General features: G+C 39.5%; 28 protein-coding genes and 1 other annotated feature. Of the genes, 19 read left to right on the top strand and 9 right to left on the bottom strand.

Going from position 1 to position 25,303, the window contains the following annotated elements; translation table 11 throughout:
- The first annotated feature begins 130 nt into the window (after window positions 1-130).
- From KR50_RS12425 to KR50_RS12415, 3 genes are all read left to right on the top strand, one after another.
- The gene (locus KR50_RS12425) at window positions 131-568 is read left to right on the top strand and encodes a BrxA/BrxB family bacilliredoxin (RefSeq protein ID WP_041059103.1); all 438 of its coding nucleotides are present in this window, start codon (window positions 131-133) and stop codon (window positions 566-568) included.
- A 107-nt stretch (window positions 569-675) separates the two neighbouring features.
- A complete protein-coding gene (locus KR50_RS12420; RefSeq protein ID WP_041059098.1) occupies window positions 676-1,398 on the top strand; it encodes an amino acid ABC transporter ATP-binding protein in 723 nt (240 codons plus the stop codon).
- 66 nt (window positions 1,399-1,464) lie between these two features.
- Complete coding sequence (locus KR50_RS12415) at window positions 1,465-2,442, top strand: aromatic acid exporter family protein (RefSeq protein WP_041059096.1); 978 nt, start codon at window positions 1,465-1,467, stop codon at window positions 2,440-2,442.
- 1 nt (window position 2,443) lies between these two features.
- Here the strand turns inward: KR50_RS12415 and KR50_RS12410 are convergent, their stop codons facing one another.
- The gene (locus tag KR50_RS12410; RefSeq protein WP_041059094.1) at window positions 2,444-3,130 is read right to left on the bottom strand and encodes a GntR family transcriptional regulator; all 687 of its coding nucleotides are present in this window, start codon (window positions 3,128-3,130) and stop codon (window positions 2,444-2,446) included.
- 196 nt (window positions 3,131-3,326) lie between these two features.
- On the opposite strand from KR50_RS12410, the gene KR50_RS12405 reads away from it, so the two are divergent.
- Together KR50_RS12405 and KR50_RS12400 are read left to right on the top strand one after the other, a co-directional pair.
- On the top strand, window positions 3,327-4,976 hold the full coding sequence (locus KR50_RS12405) for an SLC13 family permease (RefSeq protein ID WP_041059092.1): 1,650 nt from the start codon (window positions 3,327-3,329) through the stop codon (window positions 4,974-4,976).
- Between the two features lie 15 nt (window positions 4,977-4,991).
- The gene (locus KR50_RS12400) at window positions 4,992-6,056 is read left to right on the top strand and encodes a tartrate dehydrogenase (protein ID WP_041059088.1); all 1,065 of its coding nucleotides are present in this window, start codon (window positions 4,992-4,994) and stop codon (window positions 6,054-6,056) included.
- Between the two features lie 46 nt (window positions 6,057-6,102).
- Here the strand turns inward: KR50_RS12400 and prli42 are convergent, their stop codons facing one another.
- Window positions 6,103-6,198, bottom strand: coding sequence for a stressosome-associated protein Prli42 (prli42, locus tag KR50_RS18525; protein ID WP_156969523.1), 96 nt, complete (start codon window positions 6,196-6,198; stop codon window positions 6,103-6,105).
- 130 nt (window positions 6,199-6,328) lie between these two features.
- On the opposite strand from prli42, the gene mce reads away from it, so the two are divergent.
- The 7 genes from mce (at window position 6,329) to KR50_RS12360 (ending at window position 13,497) form a co-directional block, all read left to right on the top strand.
- A complete protein-coding gene (mce, locus tag KR50_RS12395; protein ID WP_041059087.1) occupies window positions 6,329-6,754 on the top strand; it encodes a methylmalonyl-CoA epimerase in 426 nt (141 codons plus the stop codon).
- On the top strand, window positions 6,747-8,297 hold the full coding sequence (locus KR50_RS12390; protein ID WP_041059085.1) for an acyl-CoA carboxylase subunit beta: 1,551 nt from the start codon (window positions 6,747-6,749) through the stop codon (window positions 8,295-8,297). Before mce ends, KR50_RS12390 begins: the two co-directional genes overlap by 8 nt.
- Before the next feature lie 73 nt (window positions 8,298-8,370).
- Window positions 8,371-9,492 carry a M20/M25/M40 family metallo-hydrolase gene (locus KR50_RS12385; protein ID WP_041059083.1) on the top strand — a complete coding sequence of 374 codons (1,122 nt, stop codon included), beginning with the start codon at window positions 8,371-8,373 and terminating at the stop codon, window positions 9,490-9,492.
- A 75-nt stretch (window positions 9,493-9,567) separates the two neighbouring features.
- The gene (locus KR50_RS12380; RefSeq protein WP_041059081.1) at window positions 9,568-10,056 is read left to right on the top strand and encodes a chemotaxis protein CheW; all 489 of its coding nucleotides are present in this window, start codon (window positions 9,568-9,570) and stop codon (window positions 10,054-10,056) included.
- A gap of 264 nt (window positions 10,057-10,320) precedes the next feature.
- The gene (locus KR50_RS12370; protein WP_041059073.1) at window positions 10,321-11,559 is read left to right on the top strand and encodes a DNA polymerase IV; all 1,239 of its coding nucleotides are present in this window, start codon (window positions 10,321-10,323) and stop codon (window positions 11,557-11,559) included.
- A 106-nt stretch (window positions 11,560-11,665) separates the two neighbouring features.
- Window positions 11,666-13,075 carry an NADP-dependent phosphogluconate dehydrogenase gene (gndA, locus tag KR50_RS12365; RefSeq protein ID WP_041059071.1) on the top strand — a complete coding sequence of 470 codons (1,410 nt, stop codon included), beginning with the start codon at window positions 11,666-11,668 and terminating at the stop codon, window positions 13,073-13,075.
- 56 nt (window positions 13,076-13,131) lie between these two features.
- Window positions 13,132-13,497: a DoxX family protein gene (locus KR50_RS12360; RefSeq protein ID WP_041059069.1), complete on the top strand. Its 366-nt coding sequence runs from the start codon at window positions 13,132-13,134 to the stop codon at window positions 13,495-13,497.
- Window positions 13,498-13,567: 70 nt separating this feature from the next.
- Here the strand turns inward: KR50_RS12360 and zwf are convergent, their stop codons facing one another.
- Complete coding sequence (zwf, locus tag KR50_RS12355; protein WP_041060270.1) at window positions 13,568-15,034, bottom strand: glucose-6-phosphate dehydrogenase; 1,467 nt, start codon at window positions 15,032-15,034, stop codon at window positions 13,568-13,570.
- A gap of 283 nt (window positions 15,035-15,317) precedes the next feature.
- Here zwf and rnz point away from each other — a divergent pair, with 283 nt between their 5' ends.
- Window positions 15,318-16,247: a ribonuclease Z gene (gene rnz / locus KR50_RS12350; protein ID WP_041059068.1), complete on the top strand. Its 930-nt coding sequence runs from the start codon at window positions 15,318-15,320 to the stop codon at window positions 16,245-16,247.
- A 31-nt stretch (window positions 16,248-16,278) separates the two neighbouring features.
- Here rnz and namA read toward each other — a convergent pair whose 3' ends face one another.
- From namA to proC, 3 genes are all read right to left on the bottom strand, one after another.
- Complete coding sequence (gene namA, locus KR50_RS12345; protein ID WP_041059067.1) at window positions 16,279-17,301, bottom strand: NADPH dehydrogenase NamA; 1,023 nt, start codon at window positions 17,299-17,301, stop codon at window positions 16,279-16,281.
- A 68-nt stretch (window positions 17,302-17,369) separates the two neighbouring features.
- Window positions 17,370-18,515 carry a glycosyltransferase gene (locus tag KR50_RS12340; protein ID WP_041059062.1) on the bottom strand — a complete coding sequence of 382 codons (1,146 nt, stop codon included), beginning with the start codon at window positions 18,513-18,515 and terminating at the stop codon, window positions 17,370-17,372.
- Between the two features lie 66 nt (window positions 18,516-18,581).
- Entirely contained in the window at window positions 18,582-19,403 is an 822-nt protein-coding gene (proC, locus tag KR50_RS12335; protein ID WP_041059059.1) for a pyrroline-5-carboxylate reductase, read from the bottom strand.
- A gap of 191 nt (window positions 19,404-19,594) precedes the next feature.
- Window positions 19,595-19,810: a binding site (T-box leader), on the bottom strand.
- Between the two features lie 140 nt (window positions 19,811-19,950).
- On the opposite strand from proC, the gene KR50_RS12330 reads away from it, so the two are divergent.
- Together KR50_RS12330 and KR50_RS12325 are read left to right on the top strand one after the other, a co-directional pair.
- Window positions 19,951-20,955, top strand: a complete 1,005-nt coding sequence (locus KR50_RS12330) for an MBL fold metallo-hydrolase (RefSeq protein WP_041059048.1) — start codon at window positions 19,951-19,953, stop codon at window positions 20,953-20,955.
- The gene (locus KR50_RS12325) at window positions 20,933-21,727 is read left to right on the top strand and encodes an SDR family NAD(P)-dependent oxidoreductase (RefSeq protein WP_041059044.1); all 795 of its coding nucleotides are present in this window, start codon (window positions 20,933-20,935) and stop codon (window positions 21,725-21,727) included. The genes KR50_RS12330 and KR50_RS12325 overlap by 23 nt, the downstream gene beginning before the upstream one ends.
- Before the next feature lie 13 nt (window positions 21,728-21,740).
- Here the strand turns inward: KR50_RS12325 and KR50_RS12320 are convergent, their stop codons facing one another.
- Window positions 21,741-21,953: a CDGSH iron-sulfur domain-containing protein gene (locus KR50_RS12320; RefSeq protein WP_041059033.1), complete on the bottom strand. Its 213-nt coding sequence runs from the start codon at window positions 21,951-21,953 to the stop codon at window positions 21,741-21,743.
- 127 nt (window positions 21,954-22,080) lie between these two features.
- On the opposite strand from KR50_RS12320, the gene KR50_RS12315 reads away from it, so the two are divergent.
- The 3 genes from KR50_RS12315 (at window position 22,081) to KR50_RS12305 (ending at window position 23,675) form a co-directional block, all read left to right on the top strand.
- Window positions 22,081-22,401 (top strand): iron-sulfur cluster biosynthesis family protein, encoded by a 321-nt coding sequence (locus KR50_RS12315; RefSeq protein WP_041059030.1) that lies wholly within the window; start codon window positions 22,081-22,083, stop codon window positions 22,399-22,401.
- A 381-nt stretch (window positions 22,402-22,782) separates the two neighbouring features.
- The gene (locus KR50_RS12310; RefSeq protein ID WP_232304281.1) at window positions 22,783-23,085 is read left to right on the top strand and encodes a hypothetical protein; all 303 of its coding nucleotides are present in this window, start codon (window positions 22,783-22,785) and stop codon (window positions 23,083-23,085) included.
- 185 nt (window positions 23,086-23,270) lie between these two features.
- Window positions 23,271-23,675 carry a hypothetical protein gene (locus tag KR50_RS12305; RefSeq protein WP_041059027.1) on the top strand — a complete coding sequence of 135 codons (405 nt, stop codon included), beginning with the start codon at window positions 23,271-23,273 and terminating at the stop codon, window positions 23,673-23,675.
- A gap of 6 nt (window positions 23,676-23,681) precedes the next feature.
- Here KR50_RS12305 and KR50_RS12300 read toward each other — a convergent pair whose 3' ends face one another.
- Window positions 23,682-23,891 carry a hypothetical protein gene (locus KR50_RS12300; RefSeq protein ID WP_041059024.1) on the bottom strand — a complete coding sequence of 70 codons (210 nt, stop codon included), beginning with the start codon at window positions 23,889-23,891 and terminating at the stop codon, window positions 23,682-23,684.
- A gap of 14 nt (window positions 23,892-23,905) precedes the next feature.
- Window positions 23,906-24,115, bottom strand: a complete 210-nt coding sequence (locus tag KR50_RS12295) for a hypothetical protein (RefSeq protein WP_041059013.1) — start codon at window positions 24,113-24,115, stop codon at window positions 23,906-23,908.
- A gap of 677 nt (window positions 24,116-24,792) precedes the next feature.
- On the opposite strand from KR50_RS12295, the gene KR50_RS12290 reads away from it, so the two are divergent.
- The gene (locus KR50_RS12290) at window positions 24,793-25,173 is read left to right on the top strand and encodes a hypothetical protein (protein WP_041059010.1); all 381 of its coding nucleotides are present in this window, start codon (window positions 24,793-24,795) and stop codon (window positions 25,171-25,173) included.
- Window positions 25,174-25,303 lie beyond the last annotated feature (130 nt).

Below are 25,303 nucleotides of genomic sequence, written 5' to 3'. Positions count from 1 at the left end.
TCTTTTTAAGTTTACCCAGGTTTTCAAACTGCAAACCTGCTTTTTTATTAAAAATTCAAATAGTTGCTTCAGTCCGAAATTTCTACTATTATTAAGATGCAGATACCTTTTTAAAAGGAGAGAACGGACTATGAGTATGGATTTTAATATATTTATGAATGATGTTGTACGTCAAGCACGGGAAGAAATAGAATCAGCCGGCTACACACAGCTGACTACTCCCGAAGAAGTAGAAGCAGCAATTGAAGAAAAGGGAACTACACTTGTGATGGTAAACTCCGTTTGCGGTTGTGCTGGAGGTATTGCAAGACCGGCAGCTGCACATTCTATTCATTATGACAAACGCCCGGACAGACTGGTTACTGTTTTTGCCGGTCAGGATAAAGAAGCGACAGCTAAAGCTAGAAGCTATTTTGAAGGTTATCCTCCATCCTCGCCATCTTTTGCGCTTTTAAGAGACGGTAAAATTTTATCCATGGTAGAGCGGCACGAAATTGAAGGTCATGATCCAATGTCTGTGATTACAAATCTTCAGGGTTTGTTTGAAGTTCATTGTGAAGAAGTGTAAATAAGCGTAAAAAACGTATGCAAACGCATACGTTTTTTATTTGAATCTTAAATGATTGTATGCATCCCTCTGAGGCACAAAATGTTTGACAGGAAAGGAATTAGTATATGATTAAGATAGAAGGGTTAAACAAGAATTTCGGAGAACAAAACGTACTATCCAACATACATACCACTGTGAATGAAGGAGAAGTTGTTGCCGTGATCGGTCCGTCCGGCTCAGGTAAATCGACACTATTAAGATGCTTGAATTTGCTTGAAGCTCCCTCGTCAGGGTCTATTCAAATTAAGGAATTCGATATTACGGGAAAAGGGTTTAATCCACTAAAGCTTAGGGCAAACGTGGGGATGGTATTTCAGCACTTTCATTTATTTCCTCATATGACGGTACTGGAAAATGTAGCCTACGCGCCCAAAAAAGTAAAAAAGCTTAAAAAAATAGAAACAGAGCGGTTAGCCAATGACCTTTTAACGAAAGTAGGTTTAAAAGAAAAAGCGGGGGATTACCCAAACCGCCTGTCAGGCGGTCAAAAACAGCGGGTTGCTATAGCAAGAGCCCTTGCCATGGAACCTTCACTTCTTCTATTTGATGAACCTACGTCTGCTTTGGATCCTGAAATGATAAAAGAGGTGCTCGATGTAATAAAATCCTTGTCTGACACCGGAATTACGATGATCATCGTGACGCATGAGATGGGCTTTGCCCGAGAAGTAGCTGACCGGGTGATTTTTATGGATGAGGGGAAATTGATTGAAGAAGGCGAGCCTGCCAGTTTTTTCTCTGCCCCATCGAGTGAAAGGGCGAGAGCTTTTTTGCAAAAAGTCCTTTAAACGAACGTCTCTTCATAATAGCAATCCGTTGGCCATCATCATTCCATATTTGAGGGGAAGGAAAATATGTTTCGAATCGGTTACCGTACATTAAAAACAGCAATAGGCACAGCGATTGCCATTATGATAGCAGATTTTATAAATCTCGATAATTTTGCATCCGCTGGAATTATCGCGATTCTTTGTATTCAAAATACAAAAAGGAAGTCAGTAGACGCTTCATGGAGCCGGTTTGTTGCATGTATGCTCGCAATGGTTTTTTCCATCGTTTTTTTTGAAGTGATCGGTTACCATCCGATTGTCATAGGATTGATGATTCTTTTTTTCATACCTGTTACAGTGTCACTGAATGTAAAAGAAGGGATTGTTACAAGCAGTGTAATTATCGTGCATATATTCATGGACGGTCAAGTAACATTTGCATCTCTTTTGAATGAGTTTTTATTAATTGTTATTGGAATTGGCGTCGCTTTGATCATGAATTTGTACATGCCAAGCGTGGATGCGAAGCTGGTTAAATTTCAGGAAAAAATTGAATCCAACTTTCATGCGATTTTTGTGCAGATCGCTGCCTATTTAAAAGATGAAAATGCAGCCTGGAACGGTCAAGAGATCACTTTAACAGATCAGCTGATAAAGGAAGCAAAAACACTTGCCTTTCAAGATGTAGAAAACCATTTTTTAAGAAATGAAAGTCATTATTATCTTTATTTTTCAATGAGGCAAAAACAATTTGAATTGATCGTGCGTATGCTTCCGCTTATTTCTTCCCTTTCTTCTTCTGTAGAGCAGCGGAAAATGATTGCCGAATTTGTAGAGGACTTAAGTGAACATATTCATCCGGGGAATACAGCGATCTTATATTTAAAAAAATTATATGATATGAAAATTCTTTTTGAGGATATGGACATGCCTAAAAATAGGGAAGAATTTGAAACAAGAGCTGCGTTATATCAATTTATAAGGGAAATGGAAGAATACCTGCAACTAAAACAGTCTTTTAGAGGACTTCCATCCCAAAAAGGAAAAAAACAGTTTGGGTGATTTATTCATTCAAACTGTTTTTTTGGCTTTTAAGAATTGTCATTAAAAAACGTTTGTCACTGGCTATATGCTCTCTCATCAGCGAGGAGGCCTGATCACCCTCTCTATTCACAAGAAACTCAGCGATTCTAACATGCTGTTCTGCTATTTCTCTTCTTCGATTTTCATCATGAATATTCATCCTGCGATAAATAAAGGTGAGCGTTCTCAAATTATCAAGCTGTTTTAAGAGGCGTCTATTTTGACTTGAACGGATAATTAAATCATGAAATAAACTGTTCAGTTCGATTAACCGGTGCTTGTCTTCATTACGATCCGCCATGATGTAATCATGTGAGGCGACCGCAGTAGCCAGTATTTCATCCAGCTGTTTTTTTGTCGCGTTGTCTGCGCTGAGGGAGGCGGCAAGTGATTCGAGCACTTCCCGGCATTGGTAAATTTGTTCCACATCTACAGGGCCGGGAGAGTAAACATAGAGCCTGGATTGTTTATCTTGATTAATAAGACCTTCTTGTTCGAGAATCCTGATTGCTTCTCTTACCGGGCTTCTGCTGACGGATAACTCTTTTGCTAAGTGCGCTTCATACAGACGCTGATTGGGCTGATAGTCCCCCTGGATAATCCTTTCTTTGATAAGCTCATGCACCTGTTCATGAATCGCTCTATGTTTCTTTATCGGATTGTTCATTCTAAATCTCCTCCTGTTATAGGGGATAAATTTGGTCAACTAACCTTTTATAAGAAAATAATAATATTGTCACAATTTTTAAAATTCATTTGACGGATCGGGATTTGCTTTGTATTCTTTTACATATACCTGTCGACAGTCGACAGTTTTAAATTCATTATAATTGTAAGCGCTTTAAAAACAAAGGGGGGATTTTATGTCTTATCAGAATTTTTCAGCTTCACTTTGGCGGGCACATAGAAAAACAAAGAATCTTTTATTTTTTTCATTTGATGGACGAAAAGAAATGAATGAAGACCCAGAAAAATCAGAATCGAAAAAAGCAGATGATCATTCATCCGGACAAGGTCCTAGTTATACTACTCCTCAACGGACCGGGTTAATCCTTGGTCCGCTTCTCTTTCTGATAACCATTCTCTTTTTTCAGCCGGAAACACTGTCCCGAGGAGGCGTGATGGTCCTTGCGACAACATTATGGGTGGCTACATGGTGGATTACTGAAGCTATCCCAATACCGGCAGCTTCTTTGCTTCCTATTGTTCTTCTCCCGGTAACCGGAGCGCTGGAAGGCTCTGCTGTAACCGCAAGCTATGGTGATCCAATCGTCTTTTTATTTTTGGGAGGTTTTATGATCGCTTTAGCGATGGAACGATGGAGTCTTCACAAGAGAATTGCCCTGAACATTATTTCAATAGTTGGCACCTCGACCTCTAATATCATCTTAGGCTTTATGATTGCTACAGGATTTTTATCCATGTGGGTTTCAAATACAGCTGCTGTCATGATGATGGTGCCCATTGCGACTGCCATAACCTATCAAGTATCTCAAAGCTTAAAAAACACTGATAAAGACTATTCTTTAGAAGAAGAGAAATTCTCAAAAGCATTATTATTTGCTGTTGGTTATGCAGGTACAATTGGCGGTCTCGGAACGCTTATTGGGACCCCGCCAAACCTTCTCTTGGCAGGTATTGTAAGTGAACTTTACGGAATTCAGATTTCATTTGCCATGTGGCTTTTATTTGCTGCCCCTATCGTAATTATTCTGCTGTTTTTTACCTGGCTTTATTTAACCAGGGTAGCCCACCCGATCCAACTTAAGCAGCTGCCTGGAGGAAAAGAGTTGATACAGGCGGAGAAAAAGAAACTCGGCAGAACGTCTTATGAGGAAAAAATGGTAGCAATTATCTTTGCTTTTGCTGCTTTTATGTGGATAACCCGCTCCTTTTTATGGGAAAATGAAAACTTTTTTGTGATTCCAGGCATTAATGACACAATGATTGCCATTACGGCCGGAATACTATTATTCTTAATTCCTGCTAAATCAGGCGGCAAGAAACTCCTTGACTGGACTGTAGCAAAAGACATACCGTGGGGAATCTTACTTTTATTTGGAGGCGGTTTGGCTATTGCAGCAGGATTTAGGGAAACAGGACTTGCAAACTGGATTGGTGAACAGCTGACGGTTCTTGAGGGAGTAAATTTTATTCTGATGATTGTCATCACAGCAGCACTCGTCCTTTTCCTAACAGAAATCACTTCTAATACTGCAACAGCAACAATGATTTTACCGGTTTTAGCTTCATTGGCAGTAGCCATTAATGTGCATCCATATGCTTTAATGGTGCCTGCTGCGATGGCTGCAAATTGCGCATTTATGCTGCCGGTTGGTACACCGCCGAATGCGATTATCTTTGCCACTGGAAAGCTGAAAATTATCGAAATGGTTAAAAATGGATTCTGGGTAAATATTGCCTGCGTCATCATTATTACGATTGCTGTTTATTTTTATCTACCAATCATATTTGATATCAATCTCACAGTATTTCCAGACGATTTCAGATAAAAAGGAGGAATTGTATTGGCAAAAATTAAAATTGCATGCTTGCCGGGAGATGGAATAGGGGTGGAAGTCATGGCTTCTGCTAAAGAAGTGCTGCAAACGCTCGCAACGGTAGAAGAGGATCTGAAAATAGAACTGGTTGACTTTAACTGGGGATCAGATCACTATATTGAAACGGGAGAGATGATGCCTGAGCATGCGATCGATACATTGAAAGGTTTTGATGCTGTATTTTTGGGGGCTGTGGGAAACCCGGCCCTAATACCTGACCATATCTCATTGTGGGGGATGCTGATTAAGATTAGACGGGAGCTATCGCTTTCACTCAATATCAGACCTGCGCGGGTAATCAATGGGATTCAATCCCCTTTACACTCACCTCGCAAGTTTGATTTTATAGTGGTGCGTGAAAATAGTGAAGGCGAATACAGTGAATCTGGTGGTGTCATTCACAATGGAGTCAATGAAATAGCAGTGCAAAATGCCATTTTCACCAGACAAGCAACTGAACGGGCCATGCGCTTTGCTTTTGACCTTGCGAGAAAAAGAGAATCAAAGGTTACAAGCGCCACCAAATCAAATGGAATTGTACATAGCATGCCGTTTTGGGATCGTGTATTTCAAGAAGTAGCCAAAGATTATCCAGACGTTAAAACAGAATCAATCCATATTGATGCACTGGCTGCTTTTATTGTTACAAAACCTCAAAATTTTGATGTTATTGTGGCATCTAATTTATTCGGAGATATATTAACGGATCTAGCAGGAGCAGTGATGGGGAGTATTGGTATCGCTCCTTCAGCCAATTTAAACCCGGATGGCAGATTTCCATCCATGTTTGAACCGGTTCATGGTTCAGCTCCTGATATCGCAGGGCAGGAGAAGGCAAACCCTATAGGACAAATATGGACTGCAGCACTCATGCTCGATCATCTAGGTCATTTAAATGCTTCTAAACGCATAATAGAAGCGATTGAAGAAGTGACAAAACAGGGCATTAAAACGGCTGATGTCGGGGGCGCCTACTCTACTAGAGAAGTGACAAACGCAATTTGTGATTACCTTATTTCCTCTGCTCAGTAAAAAACAGCCTTCCTGGTATGAACAGGAAGGCTGTTTGAGCTGAATCTTATAGAACCATTGACAATCCGATGGCTAAAGTGGAAGCCAGCATGGCAAATATCATTAAATATACAACAATTTTTCTGAATTTACGATTACGCAATACGCTCTCTCCTTGTATACAGGCATTGTGATTCTATTTTATCTTTCCTGTGAGAAAATCGCAAGTAGCTAGTCAATAGATAGAGATATCGTTACAATAAGAGATGAAGACAAAGGCAGGGGGTTTTAAAATGAAAAAAGTGGACCATATTGGAATTGCTGTCCGGTCAATAGAAGCATCACTTCCATTTTACACCGAAATGTTAACGCTTACTTTATTAAAAGAAGAAGTTATTAAAGAACAGGGAGTTAAAGTGGCATTTATAGATGCAGGCAACGTTAAACTTGAACTGCTAGAGCCTTTATCAGATGAGTCACCTATTGCAAAATTTCTGTTAAAAAAGGGAGAAGGTATTCACCATATTGCTTTTGAAGAGGAAGGAATTGAAACAAGAATGAAGCAGCTAAAAGATAAAGGTCTTACTTTCCTTACAGATAAGCCAAAGAAAGGAGCAGGAGGAGCTGACGTAGCTTTTCTGCATCCAAAACAGGCGCATGGTGTTCTCTATGAGTTATGTGAGCATGCAAGAGAAAAAGGAGAGTCTCATCATGAGTGATATGTTTGAGAAAATTAATGAGCTGTATGACCGCAGAAGAGAAATAGAATTGGGCGGTGGAGATGAGCGAATTGCGCGTCAGCATGAGAAAGGAAAACTTACAGCCAGAGAACGAATTGATCTTTTAGTAGACGAAGGATCCTTTATGGAGCTAAATCCATTTATCGAGCATCGTTCAGCGGATTTTGGCATGGGTGGACTTAAAGGACATGGAGACGGGGTCGTGACAGGTTATGCGAAAGTAAACGGCAGACCGATCTATTTATTTTCACAGGATTTTACTGTCTTCGGTGGAGCTTTAGGTGAGATGCATGCTGAAAAAATTGCCAATGTGATGGATCTTGCTGCAAAAAACGGTGCTCCTTTTATTGGGCTTAATGATTCCGGCGGTGCCCGTATTCAAGAAGGAGTCGTATCGCTTGATGGATATGGGCATATATTTTACCGGAATGCTGTTTATTCTGGGGTAGTGCCTCAAATTTCTGTCATTATGGGTCCATGTGCAGGTGGTGCCGTTTATTCTCCAGCGATTACCGATTTTGTTTTTATGGTTGATAAGACTAGTCAAATGTTTATTACAGGTCCAAAAGTAATTGAGACTGTAACGGGTGAGAAAATTTCATCAGAAGATCTTGGAGGATCGAAAATACATAACTCCATTAGTGGAAATGCTCATTTCAGAGCCGGAACAGAACAGGAAACACTAGAGCAGGTAAGAAAACTGTTGAGTTACCTTCCTCTATCCAATGATGAAAAACCGCCTAAAGGGGAAGTGACATCCTCATCAGACGACAGACCTGATCTTGCAGATTCCATTCCATTTGATCCCATCAGACCTTACGATGTTCGAAAGGTAATTGAACAAGTTATGGATGAGGATTCATTTATGGAAGTACAAAAAGAATTTGCCCGTAATATTGTCGTTGGACTGGCACGGATTAAAGGGGATGTAGTCGGACTTGTCTGCAATCAGCCTAAGGTTATGGCAGGAGGATTAGACATAGATTCCAGTGATAAAGCATCAAGATTCATTCGTTTTTGCGATTCATTTAATATCCCTCTAATAACCTTTGAAGATGTAACCGGCTTTTTTCCGGGAATTAAACAGGAGCATGGCGGCATTATTAGACACGGAGCAAAAATTTTATATGCTTACTCGGAAGCAACAGTGCCAAAATTGACAGTTATCCTGCGCAAAGCATATGGCGGTGCGTATGTTGCATTAAATAGTAAATCAATTGGCGCAGATCTTGTATTTGCATGGCCTAATGCTGAAATAGCGGTAATGGGTCCACAGGGAGCAGCGAATATCATTTTTGCCAAAGAAATTGCTCAAAGCGAAAACCCAGAAGCGACAAGAGCAAAGAAGATTGAAGAATATCGTGAAAAATTCGCCAATCCTTTTGTGGCTGCTGCTAGAGGAATGGTCGATGATGTCATTGATCCACGGGAAACCAGAATTAAATTGATACAGTCTCTTGATATGCTCAGAAACAAAAAAGAAGACCGTCCCAAAAAGAAGCATGGCAATATCCCTCTTTAAGGGCAAGGTTTTGTGAATCGTATCATTTCACGGTATACTAAACACCGTGAATACATAATTGGAGGTAATTTTGATGATTAACGAAAAAAGATTATTAGAAGAATTTTTAGAGCTGGTTCAAGTGGATTCAGAAACGAAGTATGAAGCTGAAATAGCGGAAGTACTAAAAAACAAATTCAGTTCACTGGGCGTACATGTTGAAGAAGACAGCAGCATGGATGAAACTGGGCATGGAGCCAACAATTTAATTTGCACGCTTGAAGGAACAAAAGATGGAGCAGATCCGATCTATTTTACTTCGCATATGGATACGGTCACACCAGGTAAAGGAATAAAACCAATTGTTAAAGAGGGATACGTTCATTCAGACGGAACAACGATCCTTGGTGCGGATGATAAAGCAGGCATTGCGGCAATGATCGAATTAGTTCATCAACTGAAAGAAGAGCAAGTCGAGCACGGCACCATTCAATTTATCATTACAGCTGGAGAAGAATCAGGACTTGTCGGTGCAAAGGCACTTAATCCTGACTATGTAAAAGCGAAATACGGTTTTGCTGTTGACAGTGACGGAGAAGTGGGGGGCATAATCGTTGCTGCTCCCACACAGGCTAAAATAAGAGCCGTCATCCATGGAAAAACAGCTCATGCTGGTGTTGCACCTGAGAAGGGTGTTTCTGCTATCACCATTGCATCAAAAGCCATTGCTGCTATGCCGCTTGGCCGAATTGATGAAGAAACAACAGCTAATATCGGACGATTCGAAGGAGGCAGCGCGACAAATATTGTATGTGACAGAGTAGATATTTTAGCAGAGGCACGCTCACTCATTCCTGAAAAGATGGAAGCTCAAGCAGCGGCAATGAAAGAAGCGTTTGAAAACGCGGCAAATGAGATGGGCGGCACGGCTGAGATTGAAATAGAAGTAATGTATCCAGGATTTAAGTTCGAAGAGCAGGATGAGGTTGTACAAATCGCTTTATCAGCCGTAGAGGCAATTGGCAGAAAATCGGCGTTGCTCACTAGTGGAGGCGGAAGTGATGCGAATGTAATTGCCGGAATGGGAGTGCCAACAGTAAATCTGGCTGTTGGATACGAAGAGATCCACACGAAAAATGAAAAAATGCCTATTAAAGAACTTAATAAATTGACGGAACTTCTTGTTTCAATTGTAAAGGAAGTTGCCAATCGTTAAGTAAAAAAATCTACTTCCCTCAATCGATATATGGTACATTAGACTTATCTATTGGAAATGAAGGGAAGTTCTTACATGGATAACAGTCAAAAATATGTGATTTTTACCAGTGGCAGCGAAGAATATGCGGTCAAGATTGAATCTGTTCTTTCAATTGAAAAGAATGAAGCTATATCACCGATCCCGCATTTACCTGATTATATGCTCGGAATTACCAATGTGCGGGGAGATTTGCTGCCGGTTCTTGATTATGAAAAAATCTTGGGACAGCGTACAGGAAATGAAATGAATCATGCGAATATTCTTGTCTTAAAAACGGATAATCTTATACTGGCCCTGCGTGTAAAGGAAGCGCGTGAGATCCTCAGTCTATCTGATTCTTCTATAAAAGAAATGGGTCTGATCGCTTATTCAAAAGCAAACTATATAACTGGGATTGCTCAAGTAGAAAATCGTTTAATTACTTTAGTGGATCCAGCTAAAATGGCAAACAGCCTTGAAGGAATGAAGGAAGTTGTCACCTATATCGACAAGTTAAAAACAGAAACGAATGCGGCGCTTTAACAGAAGGTTCCTTTTGTTAAATAAATGCACTAAAGTAAGAACTGATTATGTGAGCAGCATGGACGGCATCAAAAAATTAATAGAATGTTATCACGAACCTAGACTTTTCGTGATAACATTCTTTTTTGTCCTTTACTATTTTCATACTTTGAAGACATATGTAAAAGGAATCTGGTCCCAAGCAGGGGAGAGAATGATGCAAAGGATTCTTCAAAATATGTGATTAACTGCAGTTGTTGTACAATAAGCGTAGGGGGGTGCGGTATGAAAAAAAGGGGCAGAATCATTTTGCATGTTGATATGAACAGCTTTTACGCATCGGTGGAAGCAGCGCATGATCCATCATTAAAAGGAAAGCCCCTGGCCATAGCGGGCAACCCTGAAGAAAGAAAAGGAATCGTGGTTACGTGCAGCTATGAAGCACGATCTTTTGGTGTTAAAACAACGATGCCATTATGGGAAGCTAAGAAACTCTGCCCTTCCCTGATCGTTCAGCGGCCGAATTTTGACCGTTATCGGGAAGCGTCTAAAGCAATGTTTGACATCCTCCGCTCCTTTACAACACTCGTAGAGCCTGTATCTATAGATGAAGGGTATGTAGATATAACCGAATTAGCAGACCATGAACCGATCGAGTTGATTCAAACCATTCAGGACCGTATTTTGCGCGAGCTTGATCTGCCATGCAGCATTGGCGTAGCACCCAGTAAATTTCTTGCTAAAATGGCTTCAGATATGAAAAAACCCATGGGTATTACGGTTTTGAGAAAAAGAGATGTTCCGCTCATTATGTGGCCTTTAGATGTCAGGGAAATGCACGGAATTGGAGAAAAAACAGCTCAAAAGCTTTACAATATAGGAGTTAAGACGATTGGAGATCTAGCCCAGGGAGAGGAGATTCAGCTTAAAGCCCTTCTCGGCATAAACGGGAAAAGATTGAAAGACCGGGCAAATGGGTTTGATGAGAGGAAAGTGGACCCTGAAAGTATTTATGATTTTAAAAGTGTTGGGAATTCTACAACATTGCCAAAAGATGTGTCTAACCAGTCCGAACTGATAGCTGTTTTATTTAAACTCTCTCAAAAGGTGAGTCAGCGGCTGAAAGCTAAAGGAATGCTGTGTTACAGCCTTTCCATCATGATTCGATTTAAAGATCGAAAAACGATTACAAGAAGCTGTACATTAAAAAGCCCGATTAATCATGAAGATGACCTGCTGGCAGCTGCAAAATCCCTGTTTTTAGCTCATTGGGATGGCAGTTCGATCCGTTTGCTTGGTGTAACAGGTCAGGAGCTTGTGGAACGAAAACAGGCTGTAAAACAACTTGATTTGTTTTCCTATGAAGAAGATGCTAAACATGAACCGGTAGATAAAGTACTTGAAGAAATCAATAAACGATATGGCTCCGGCAAGTTAAACCGGGGCATTGAATTTAAAAGAGAGACTCGATTTCCTGCAGCAGAAACGAGTTTCAGTAAAGACTTTTTAAAGGATCATGATTGAAAGCATTTTTTTCGCCTTTAGCTTAAATAGTGTTACAATAAGGATTGATTAATTGGATGTTTTATTTAAGCACGTACTACAATCTGCAAAAGAAAGGACGTTAAACATGTCAAAACAACAAATCGGTGTAGTAGGCCTTGCAGTAATGGGGAAAAATCTTGCCTGGAATATTGAAAGCAGAGGATTTTCAGTAGCTGTTTACAACCGTTCATCTTCTAAAGTGGATGATATGATTTCAGAATCTCAAGGAAAACAAATTTATGGTACATACAGCCTTGAGGAATTTGTCGACTCTTTAGAATCTCCCAGAAAAATTCTTTTAATGGTAAAAGCAGGAGCTGCAACGGATGCCACCATTAACAGCTTATTACCATTGCTGGATAAAGGTGATATTTTAATAGACGGTGGAAACACGTTCTATAAAGATACAATCCGACGCAACCAGGAACTAAGCGAACACGGTGTTCACTTCATTGGAACTGGAGTATCAGGCGGAGAAGAAGGAGCATTAACAGGACCATCTATCATGCCTGGAGGACAGAAAGAGGCCTATGATTTGGTAGCTCCTATATTCGAACAGATTTCTGCAAAAGTAAATGGTGAAGCCTGCAGCATTTATATTGGACCAGATGGAGCGGGACATTACGTGAAAATGGTGCATAATGGCATTGAATATGCTGATATGCAGCTGATTGCCGAATCCTACTTTTTAATGAAAAATGTACTCGGACTTACCGCGGAAGATCTGCATGAGGTTTTTGCCGATTGGAACAAGGGTGAGCTGGACAGTTATTTAATCGAAATCACAGCGGATATTTTCAAGAAAAAAGATGAAGAAACCGGCAAACCGATGGTAGATGTTATTTTGGATAAAGCAGGCCAAAAAGGTACAGGAAAATGGACAAGCCAGAGCGCTTTGGATCTTGGGACGCCTCTGCCTATTATTACTGAATCTGTTTTTGCCCGTTTTATTTCTGCGATAAAAGAAGAGCGGGTTCATGCGAGCAAAGTGCTTAACGGTCCTGCACCAGTGGCTCCGCAAAAAGAGAAAACAGAAGTGATTGAAGCGATCCGCCGTGCACTTTACATGTCTAAAATCGCTTCATATGCTCAAGGCTTTGCTCAAATGAAAGCAGCATCAGAGGAATACAACTGGGATCTTAAATTTGGTGATATTGCGATGATTTTCAGAGGAGGCTGCATTATTCGTGCGCAATTCCTTCAAAAAATCAAAGAAGCTTATGACCGTGAACCGGGATTGGCTAATTTGATGCTGGATGAATATTTTAAAGAGATTGTTGAATCTTATCAGTCTGCACTGCGTGAAGTGATCTCTCTTGCTGTTCAAAACGGAGTTCCGGTTCCAGGATTTTCTACGGCACTTGCTTATTATGACAGCTACCGTACAGCTACACTTCCTGCAAACTTAATCCAGGCACAACGTGATTATTTTGGTGCACACACGTATCAGCGAGTTGATAAAGAAGGTACTTTCCATACGGAGTGGATGGAATAATAGAAGATCAAGCCTCTTTCACAAGAAAGAGGTTTTTTTACAAGGGGGATATGGACATGGGATTCTTTTCAAGGGTATTCGGTGCATTTATGGCATTTGCGGGGATTATGCATTTTAAAAAACCAAAAATGTTTATGAGGATCGTTCCGCCTTTTTTTCCATTTAAAAAAATGCTTGTAATTGTGTCGGGCATAGCAGAAATTCTGATCGGTATTTTTCTGGTAATTAACAGGGGAACCGAGCTTGCCAGTAAAATGCTGACATGGCTTTTAATCGCTGTTTGGCCGGCAAATGTCTACATGGCGATTCAAAATAAACCATTGAAACGAGGATTAAAGCCAATGCCTCTGCTGCTATGGGGAAGAGTGCTGCTGCAATGGCCGATGATTCAATGGTCCAGAAAAATGGGGGATCCTAAATAGTTCAGTACTTTAATAAGATATAAAAAAACCAAGACTGACAACGGATAGTTGTTTAAGTCTTGGTTTTTCCTTATTTCTTATTATCCAGTTCTCCGACAGCCCACCATTCAAAACCATCGTCAGAGAGTAATTTGAAGCTTCTTTCCGGTCCCATTGAACCAGGTGCATAATTCGGGAAGGACTCTTCTTTTGTCGACTCCCAGTGATCAGAAATCTTGTCAACATAACTCCATGATTTTCTTACTTCATCCCAATGTGTAAAATTCGTAGCGTCCCCCACAATGCAGTCATAAAGCAGCTTTTCATATGCTTCAGGTGTATTAATGCCATCTATGCTGCTGGCAGAATAACTAAGTTTTACAGGCTTCGTATTAACACCTTCACTCGTTTTTTTAGCATTTAAATGCAGCGTTACTCCTTCATCAGGTTGAATATGAATCACTAGCAGATTAGGGTCCAGTGAATGTTCCTTATTGTAATAAAGATTCATTGGGATATCTTTAAATTGAACGACAATTTTTGTGGACTTGACGGCCATTCTTTTGCCTGTTCGAATAAAAAATGGAACACCCGCCCACCTGAAATTATCAATCAAGACTTTGCCTGCAACAAAGGTTTCAGTATTGGACTGAGAATCTACGTTCTCTCCGTCACGGTAGCCGTCAACAGGTTCATTGTTGACCTTTCCGCTGCCATACTGACCGCGAACGAAATACTCATCCACTTCTTTGCCTTCTACAGGACGCATAGCACGAAGCACTCGAACTTTTTCACTTCTGATTTCATCTGTGCTTAAATTTATAGGAGGCTCCATGGCAAGAAGTGCTACCATTTGAAGCATATGATTTTGCACCATATCTCTTAAAGCTCCACTTGTTTCATAGTATCTGCCGCGCTCTTCAACACCAAGCGTTTCAGACGATGTGATCTGTATATTTGAAATAAAACGATTATTCCACAACGGTTCGAAAATCGCATTCGCAAATCGGATGACTTCTATGTTCTGTACCATTTCTTTGCCTAAATAGTGGTCAATCCTGTAGATTTGTTCCTCAGAAAATGATTGACGAATTTGTTTATTTAAAGCAGATGCAGAAGGCAGATCATGCCCAAATGGTTTTTCAATAACCAAGCGGCAGAATCCGTCTGTATCAGTCAGGCCATCCTGCTTCAAATGATCTGTTATGGTCCCGAAAAATTCAGGCGCCATGGCAAGGTAAAAGATACGGTTTCCTTTTAACGAAAAAGTTTCATCAAGCTGATCTGCCAGGGTTTTAAGTTGTATGTAAGAGTCAGAGTCTGAAACATCATGGGACTGATAAAAACTATGCTCGATGAAAGTCTCAATGTGCTCTTTTGAATGAGACGATGCTTCAAGTGATTCTCTAACATGTTCTTTAAAGCGGTCATGTGACCATTCTCTTCGTCCGACCCCCAGCATTGCAAAATTAGTTGAAAGGCTTCCTTTTAAATAGAGCTGATAGAGTGAAGGAAACAGTTTTCTTTTTGCAAGGTCGCCAGTTGCACCAAAAATCATAATCAATGTGGGTTGTGTTTTTTCTTGTGTCACGTTTAAGGACCTCACTTTTATAGTAGTCATACTAATTTCAGCTAAAGAAGTACTGCTAAATACAATATCTAAATTGTATAGATGCATTCACGTATATGCAACCGTTTTGCAACATGGCAGATGAATTCATCCTAAATGGATAGCTTGCAACAAGTTAAGATTAATGTATAATTTTATTATGTAAACAAAAAGATCTTTTTCACACTAAAATAGTAATTATGATATGATATTGCTCAAATGGAGGTGCAGCATGCAAGTATTATTTTTAGGAACTGGAGCAGGAGTGCCTGCAAAGCATCGAAATGTTTCTGCTATTGCGCTTAAAAGATTGAATAAAAAAGGATCAATTTGGCTCTTTGATTGCGGGGAAGCCACACAGCACCAAATTTTACATACGACCATAAAACCGAGACGTATTGAAAAAATTTTTATTACCCATCTTCATGGGGATCACTTATTCGGTTTGCCAGGCTTGCTTTCAAGCCGATCGTTTCAGGGAGGGGAAGAGGCTGTTACGGTATATGGGCCAAAAGGAATCAAGACGTTCATTGAAACATCTCTGCAGGTCAGCTCTACTTATCTTAGATATCAAGTTAAAATAGTTGAAGTGCATGATGGCATGATCATAGAAGGTGAAGAGACCCATATTGAAGTAGGGAAACTTGATCATGGAATTGAATCCTTTGGCTACCGCATAGTAGAAAAAGATCAGCCTGGAGAATTGCTGGTTGAACAATTAAAAGAGCTTGGCATTCAGCCCGGCCCGATCTATAAAAAACTGAAAGAAAAGCAGACGATTGAATGGAACGGAAGCAAGATTAATGGAACGGACTTTTTGGGTGAGGATAAGAAAGGGCGAATCGTAACGATACTTGGAGATACACGCTTGTGCTCCCGTTCCATACAGCTTGCAAAAAATGCGAATCTGTTAGTTCACGAAGCCACATTTGAACGCGGGAGTGAGGAAATGGCGCATGAGTATTTTCATTCAACTACTGCGCACGCAGCTTCGGTAGCGAAGGAAGCAGAGGCGAAAGAACTGTGGATAACACATATAAGTTCCCGTTATATTGAAGAAGATGGTGAATCTTTAATAGCTGAAGCAAGAGACATTTTTCCAAACAGCCATCTCGCCAATGATTTTAGTGAAACCGGCATTATTACACGAGAAAACACCTGAAGCGGCAAACGATGCTGCTCCAGGTGCTTTTTTAATTATTCCAGCCACGTTCATATTGTACCGGTGACTCTATTTCGGTTTTTAACTCTTTAGCAGCTGATCTGGGCCAGTATGGATCCCGCAGCAATTCCCGGGCAAGAAAAATCAGATCTGCTCTCTCATTTTTTAAAATTTCCTCAGCTTGAATCCCGCTTGTAATTAATCCAACGGCACCGACAGGAATTTGTGCCCCAGTCCGTATTGTTTCGGCCATTTTAACCTGATAGCCTGGGTAAACCTGTATTCTTGCAGGTACGACTGCTCCTGAACTGACGTCAATTAAATCTACACCTTGTTCTTTCATCCATTTGGCGTAAGGTATATAATCTTCAGCAGCGAGACCGCGATCGTCCCAGTCACTGGCTGAAACGCGAACGAAAAGAGGTCCGCTCCACACTTCTTTCACCGCATGAATGATTTCTTTTAAAAATAAGTATTGATTTTCTTGAGAGCCCCCGTACTGGTCTTTTCTTTGATTGGATAGGGGAGACAAGAATTCATTAATCAGATACCCGTGTGCAGCGTGTAGTTCAATAATATCAAAACCTGCTTCATCAGCTCTTCTTGCTGCTTGCTTAAAGGCTTCAATAGTCTCCTGAATATCTTCAATGGACATTTCTAAAGGAGTTTTCATCTGGTCATTAAACGGAATACTGCTTGGTGCGATACTGTCTCCGTCTGCCATCGACTTTCTGCCGGCATGGGCAATTTGAATGGCCGTTTTTGAGCCGTTTTGACTAATAAGAGATACAAGTTCTTTAAGCCCGGCAACATGGTCATCATGCCAAATGCCGAGGTCTTCATTTGAAATTCTTCCTTGTGGCGTAACGGCCGAAGCTTCGAGCATGATCAGGCCTACTTGTCCTACCGCTCTGGTGCTATAGTGAATTTTATGCCAGTTTTCTACTTTTCCATCTTTGTTATGGCTCGAATACATACACATTGGCGCCATGACGATTCGATTTTTTAATGTTACATCTTTGATTGTATAAGGGGAAAATAAAGCGGTTGTCATTAATCTGCCTCCTGGACTGTTTAGAGTTCCTAAATAGTATAACAAGCCGTTTCATGAGAACCAAAAGATCAGCTCTTTCTAAGCTGTTTTTTAATTTCTTTAAGTGGATAGGTAGTGCCTCTCCATTTAATCCCGCCGCGCTGCAATGTAAGAAAGACGGCTCTCCCAATAGCATAAAGAAACAACAGGACAGATAGGGGGAACAGGGCAACGATCCAGGGAGAAAACAACGTCAGTTTTTTTATAATAGCAATGCTGATTAAAGCCAGCAATACGACTGAAAGAGCACTCATCCCTCTCACAGATGCGTCGCTATGAAATAAAGTGAGGAAAGGTAAAAGCTGTGAAACAAATACACCAGCTACAGCCGCCGCAGCAAGCAGATAGCTATAGTGAAGACCGGCAAATGTATTTTTCTCAAGCCCCTTAATTGCTTCTTTCAAAGAGGGGTACCATTCTACATGCAGAAGAGAAAGACCTGTAACTAGACGTTGTTTCAACCCGTTATTCTTTACAAGCATCCCCAGCTGCAAATCATCATCTGGACGCATTCTGATTTTTTTATGGCCGTTTATTTTCTGATAGGCTGTCCTGCTAAGCATGTTAAAAGCACCAATGCCCATTCCGGTTTTTTTATGATCCTGATTTGCGGACCATGGCCGTTTGAAATAGGAGAAACCGAATAAGAAAAAAGAAATAAACCCTTTTAATAAGATGCCTTCTGCCTTCAGATTGGGTGAAATAGTTAAATGATGAAGAGAGTTTCTTGTAAAATAAGCAACTGCCTTCGCAAGCAAGTCCGGTTCGTAATGTACGTCTGCATCCGTAAAAATAAGCAGATTCCCCGTGGATTTAAGCGCTCCAATATGAAGAGCATGATTTTTACCAAGCCAGCCTTCAGGAAGCTTATGAACATGAAGAACATGAATTCTTGAATCATGCCGAGCCAGCTTTTCCATTATTTTGCCGGTTTCATCTGTTGACCGGTCATTCACTAAAATCCATTCAACAGGCTGATAGGTTTGCCCAAGCTGCGTACGGATGCTTTTTTCGATGGTATCCTCTTCATTTCTTGCGGCAATGATTATGCTGACCATTCCTGCTGAGACCGTCGGGGGCTCAGATGCCAGGTCACTCAGATTTGCCAATCCCCTGAATGTATCAATCGCAACTAAAAACCAGAAAAGAGTAATGAGGCTTAGTAGAATTATCATCGCGACCTCTTCCTTTTTTTTTAATAAGCGTAATAGAATTTAAGGCCAACAAGCAAATGCTAATGCTTAATCAGACTGTTCAAATAAAGTACGCAGCCTGCCTGAATGCTCGGTGGCTTCTTTAATACAGTCTTTAAATGCTTCTTTGACATGATGTTTTTCAAGTTGTTTAATTCCAGCTTCTGTCGTCCCGCCTTCACTGGTAATTGCTTTTCTAAGGTTAGATGGGGATTGATTCGTTAATGTCAGCATTTTAGAGGCACCTTCAAGCGTTTGAAGGATAAATGGTTTTGCTTCCTCAGGTGTAAGACCCAGTTCAACGGCAGCCTGTTCCATCGCTTCAACTACATAATAGATATAAGCGGGTCCGCTGCCTGATAAGCCAGTCACCAGATCAAGTCTGCTTTCGTCTACAATCGTCACAGTTCCAACAGCAGAAAAAATAGAAAAAGCTAACCCTTGCTGTCTTTCAGAAACGAATTCATTAAAGGCCAATCCTGTTGCGGATTGCTGAATCGAAGCAGATGTATTTGGCATGGCTCTTGCAATGGGCATATTAAACTTTAGACGCTCTGCAATAAACTCAGATGACAAGCCTGCAAGAACAGATATAATCAGCTGATCCGGGGTAACATAATGACGGATAGTCTCAAGAGCAGCTTTGGCATCTTTCGGTTTCATTGCAAGAACAATGATCTCAGTTCCATTAAGCATCGTTCCTAAATCATAGCTGATATTTATCTGATAAGAATCCTTTATCTTCTGAAGTCGATCAAAATCAGACCGATTCGTTACCCACAAATCCATGTCCTTTAGTTTTGGAGCTTGAACCATTCCCTGTATAAGTGCTTCTGCCATGGACCCAGCTCCGAGGAAAACAACTTTCATTCCAATTCCTCCTTTTTTAACGATTTAATTTTTTGCTTTACATTGAATGATCCAGTTTAAACCTTCTAACAGAGCTTTCTAATTACTGCTTGGACTGCTATAGCGGAAGGTCAAACAAGAAATGAGTCAGGACATAAAGTGTTTTTAGGCTTATCGCTTTCCTGAATACAAAAAAGCCCGTTCATCCTGTGTAAAAGGACGAAAGGGCTGCTTCCGTGGTACCACCTTAATTTGCCGAACATGAATAATCCGGCACTCTTCTTCACCCGTAACGAGGGAGAACGGACAGGTTTTCCTGTCGCTCAAAGGCAGGTTCAATAATGTGAGGCACGTCGGAGTCTTTCAGCCGCTGAACTCCGATCTCTTTCGTATCAGCATTATCTACTGGTCCTTATCATTGCATTAGGAGATGGATTGATTATAAGTGATTATGCGCACCTTCTGACTTTCTGTCAAGCACTATTAAGAACAAGATGACTTTTATTAAAATTAGAGCTACACTAGAAGAGAAGTGAATGACTATTCATTAAATTGGGAGGCATTAATAATGACAGTCTGGTATAGAGATATAGCACAATTAACCATCCCTACTCCGTTTGCTGTGGGAGATGTTCATGTATATGTTATAAAGGGTGAGAGAATGACTTTAGTAGATACAGGCCCAAAAACAAACGAAGCTTGGGAAGCGCTTGAAAGTCAACTTTCAGCAATCGGACTAGTCCCTGAGAGAATCGATCAAGTTGTGCTGACTCATCATCACCCCGATCATGCCGGTTTAATTGAACGATTTCCTCACGCAGCAGTTATTGGATCGAAAGAGGGGGAAAGATTTTTAGTCCGAGACGATGAATTTATAAAAGATCACGACGTATTTTATAAAACATTTTTTTCATCCATGGGACTGCCTGAATCTTATTTTGTCCTGATTGAAAAAATGAAGGAGCCACTGCAGGCGCTGGGAAATAGAGGGATTGATCAAGCGGTTTCAGAAGGAGATATTCTCCAGGGTGCCTCCAAGTGGAAAGTCATCGAGACACCAGGGCATTCTCAGGGTCATATCTCTTTATTCAGAGAAAACGACGGGCTGTTAATTGGAGGAGATATGCTGCTTTCAAACGTATCTTCTAACCCTCTAATTGAGCCTCCGTTCAGTTCAGGTGAACCTAGACCACTGCCTCAGCTGCAATACAATGAATCTTTAAAGAGACTGCAAGATATGCCTCTTTCTGCTGTGCTTCCCGGACATGGTCCTGTGGTGTCAGATCCTTCAAATCTACTATCACATCGATTGAAAAAACAGCACGAGCGCGCAATGTATGTAAAACAGCTTATTGCTCAAAAAGAATCAACTGCGTTTGAAATATGTATGCAATTATTTCCCTCTGTTTATCGAAAGCAGCTCGGATTAACATTATCCGAAACAATGGGGCAGATTGATTATCTAGTGTCTCTTGGGGAAATAGAAATAGTAGACCGCCGGGGAGATGCTTTTCTTTACGGTGCGTTGACGAACATAAAGGAGCCAGTAAATGAGCAGGAAATTGGAAGGTAAAAAGATTATGATTACGGGTGCTTCAAGCGGGCTTGGAGTCGAAATCGCCAAAAAATGTGCACAGCAGGGTGCAATCCTTTTATTAGTAGGAAGAAACGAAAGCAGACTGGAAGCGATTGTACAGGAATGCTGCATTCTTGGGGCAAGGGAAGTTCTAGCTTACCCATACGATTTGAGAAACGTTCACGAAATTCCAAGCCTTATTAATTCAGTAAATGAGAAAGCGGAAGGAATCGATGTATTAATAAATAATGCGGGTTTTGGTCTATTTGAACGATTGGATCAAACCTCCATACAAACAGTGCAGGATATGTTTAATGTGAATGTTCTTTCACTGATTATCCTGACAAAATCAGTTATTCCTATTATGAAAAGAGGAAATAAAGCTCATATCATCAATATCGCTTCACAGGCAGGGAAGCTCGCTACTCCCAAGTCGAGCATTTATTCTGCCACTAAGTTTGCAGTGATCGGCTTTTCCAACAGCTTGCGGATGGAATTAGCGGAGGAAAATATCGCTGTCACCGTAATAAATCCCGGTCCGATTGATACCTCTTTTTTTGATCAGGCTGATTCATCCGGCACATATGCGAAGAGTGTTAAACGGTACATGCTTAATCCTGAAAAAGTTGCATCTAAAACGGTACAGTCTATATTTACTAATAAAAGGGAAATCAATTTACCGGCATGGATGAATGGATTGGCGAAGATCCATACGCTGTTTCCTTCTATCGTGGAGGCAGTCGGCAAAAAGGGATTCCATTCAAAATAACTAATTGGCAAATTTATTCATCTAAAATTTTCTCAGCACGAACACAGGATTCAAATTTGCCTTTATGGGAAGCGTCACAAAAAGGCATCTTATGCGATAAGCCGCATCTGCAAAGCGAAAACACATTCTTTGTTTGAAAAAGGTTTCCATCTGCATCAATTAATTCCACATCTCCTGTAACCTTTAATGAACCATTATCCATTACTTTAATTTGAACTTTATCCAATTGGTTGCACCTCCATTATTTATGAAACGTTTTCAACTAAATAATGAATGAAAATCGATTGAAAAGCAAGTTACTCTTAATCACTGCACTCGCCTGTTATACTTAAAGAAACTGGAGGGATATTTCTATGAAAATTGAAATCACGGAACGAGCTGCTGAAAAAATTCGCGAAAAAATGAAAAATGAAAATGGCTATGTAAAATTAAAATACGATACTGAAGGCACAGGATGTGTGATGAATGGTGTACCGGTCCTTTGGTACGTTGATGAAGCAGAAGAGGGGGATGTAACGATTGAAACAAACAAATTCCCAATTCTTGTGGAAAAACCTAAAATGGTCTTTTACGATAAAGAATTAAAGATTGATTACTCCGATGGATCGAATATGTTTCAATTAAAAAGTCCGGGTCAGACGATTAACGGCCGTATGGGCTTTAAAAATCAGTAATTGCTTGACTGCTGCCACCAACTATAAGCTTTGATTTACACTAATAAAATCTCAACACAAATAGATGTACCCTATAAAGTAGACATTTATAAAAAGTGCTCTTTATAGTAACGGGTTTTGTTGACGAGTACTTTTGTGAATTTGCAGTAAAAATTGTGTATTAAATTGAATGGAGAAAGCACCTCAATCCGAGGTGCTTTTTGCAATGGTTTTAAAGGTTATATTAATTTGTATATGTTTATATAAACATATCTACATAGAAGTTTTATAAATTAATGGAAAAATTTATGTTAAACTAAATATAGAGAATGTGAAGAGTTACACTTAAACTAACGGACAGGTTAGTTCCATATGGTAGTGACTTTTTAGGGAGAGTAGGTAATGAATATGAATCAATTGTATTTGTCATTAAATGAAAAAGGTTTGATGTTTAAGGGAGATGCAGGACAGGGAGAGGTTGATTTCATTCTTCTTGAAACCTACGAGAATGGAAACACAACATCAGTTGACGTGAATACGTTCGAAACGCTTTTCGGGGATCTAGAAGGGGATCTGACCTATGAAGCCTTGTCAGGAATCCATACTTTTAGATTGGAAGGTATGCAATATACTATGACTGCTGAGGAAATGGGTTATCAAAAGTATTTTGACCAATGGAAAGAGATGGGGCTTTTTAATTCTTAATCAATTAACGGTGAGCGATTGTTCAATAAGAGCATCCCTAATTCAACTAACGGACAGGTTAGTGCAACAAGAGTGTTTTACGTGCTTTAATACCGGAACCCCTAATACACTTTTTCTTGATCATAGCATACCTGATAAAAATTTACATATCCTATTTAAAAATTGTATTAGAGGAGTGATTAAGTATGAGAAAAAAACTAATCTTTATTTGTTTAATCAGTTTATTAGTGATAGTTAGCACATTTTATTTTTTAAACCAATTAAATAATAATGCCACTGCTCAACAACAACTAACAAGCTCTAAAGAAGTAGAGGAAATTCAACTTAAAATGGAACAGATGAATAAATCAAAGGTTTTTAACCAAATCACTGATAAGTTAACAGCCAATAACTATAAAATTCTTGGAAGCACAGCCATTCAATATAACGTAGAAAATGGTTGGGTGTTTATAATTGATATCCCTAAAGTAAATAGAGACGCAACAAAAGAAGAAGAAATTAAAACAATTTCAAAAGAAGTTTTAGATAAAAGTGAGCTTTCTAAATATAATTTCTCAGTTAAAGTGCTTCCGAAAAATATTCAAAATTAAGCTTTATCAATCTTGAAAAGAAACAATAATATTATCAGATGGCTGTAATGAACCAGAAATCTGAAACTTTAATTCTGCTTTACCATTGTCTCCATCGGTAAAATTTCGAGTACTAAATTTAAATTCGCCATTTCCGTTTCCATTCTTAATAATACCGTCCACAAAGCTACTACTTTCACCATCCATTTCATAAACCATTATTGAAATTACATTCAAGGGATCCGCCCCGGTTATATATAATCTATAATCCCACCGCCTGACCAAAGTTTAGAATCATATATTGTTACCGTTCCATTCCCTAATGTAATTGATTTTGTCCCTAATATATCCCACTCTCCTGGACCTAACGGCACTACAGTGTTTCCTAAGGCAGTAGAAGGAATGAACAACCCCATCGACAACGCCAAAACACTCATCCCTAATTTGAATCCCTTTTTCATTCCATTCATCCTTTCTTTTAATAGTTAATACTCAATTAAGAAATTAAATTCTTTAATAAGAACTCAAAAACTTCTTTTTAAAAAGAAATTTCATTCGACACCGTTCTAATTTCGAAGTGAGAAGAAATGACGAAGTTTGCTTAACGTATGTTTTCAGCGTTTTGATACAGGACCCCTAAAGGTACTTAAAGTAACGGGAGCGTTTCTTTAACAAGGAACGCCTTTTTTTATATCAATTAAATGGAAATTAATGTTAAAGTAAAGTAGCAGATTATATTAAAAGAAACAATATAGAAATGAGGGTATAGGATGGGGTTATTTTTCAAAAAGATGACTAAAAAGGAAACAGATGATTGAGAAAAAGGTTGTATTGTTGGCTTTTATACCTTCTTAATAACTTTGTTTATAAACCAAACATATTACTATATTTTAAATAGTTACTTGTTTTCAAACTTCGCTATTTTTTGGATTGGGTTGATATCTGCTTTTGCCTGGTCTTTCATTTTAAATATTGTATTTTTTAAAGGAAGTGAAATTGGGAAGTGAAACATCTGTTTATTAAGCTAAAGGATGCATTCCTTCAGTAAGGAGTGCTTCTTTCTTTGTCAGCTAAAAGGAAATTAATGTTAAACTAAAGGAGCAGGTTAGTAAAGACTTAAATAAAGGATGGGGGATATATGAAGAAAAAGATTGTGCTTGCTTTATTGATAATAAGTTTAAGTGTAAATTTATATATATTAGGAAAATGGCTTGTGGTTGAACAATGGTATGAACCTTCCTCAGAAGAAAAGGTTATTTTAAGTGAAATGGTTCTAAAAACAATTGAAAGTGAAGATTATAAAAATATAGTAGAAAAAGACAACATCATTGCTATTGAAACAAGTATTGATAAAAATAAAGGCGGAGTCTTCCCTTACTATTTTGAGGTAAGTGTCCGTACTGAAGAGCAGACCTATCTTTTTTCTTGCAATAATGACAAATGTTCAACAATGGAAAATGGAGGATGGACTTATTCCATATATAAAGACGAAAGTCCGAGGCTTCCGTTTAAAAAATAAAATAGCCTAAAGGCAAATTAATATTGTGAAAAAATCCACTTAAACTAACGGGAGCGCGCGACAAGTTCTGCTATAAGCGCTTTGCAGCGTGAAATGCAGGGAATTCGATTGATAAATTCCAACTTTACAA

Source organism: Jeotgalibacillus campisalis (genome assembly GCF_000829515.1).
In the GTDB taxonomy this organism is placed as follows: Bacteria; Bacillota; Bacilli; order Bacillales; family Jeotgalibacillaceae; genus Jeotgalibacillus; species Jeotgalibacillus campisalis.
Note: the sequence above shows the minus strand (reverse complement) of the source record. Positions and strands in the feature narration are given on the sequence as shown.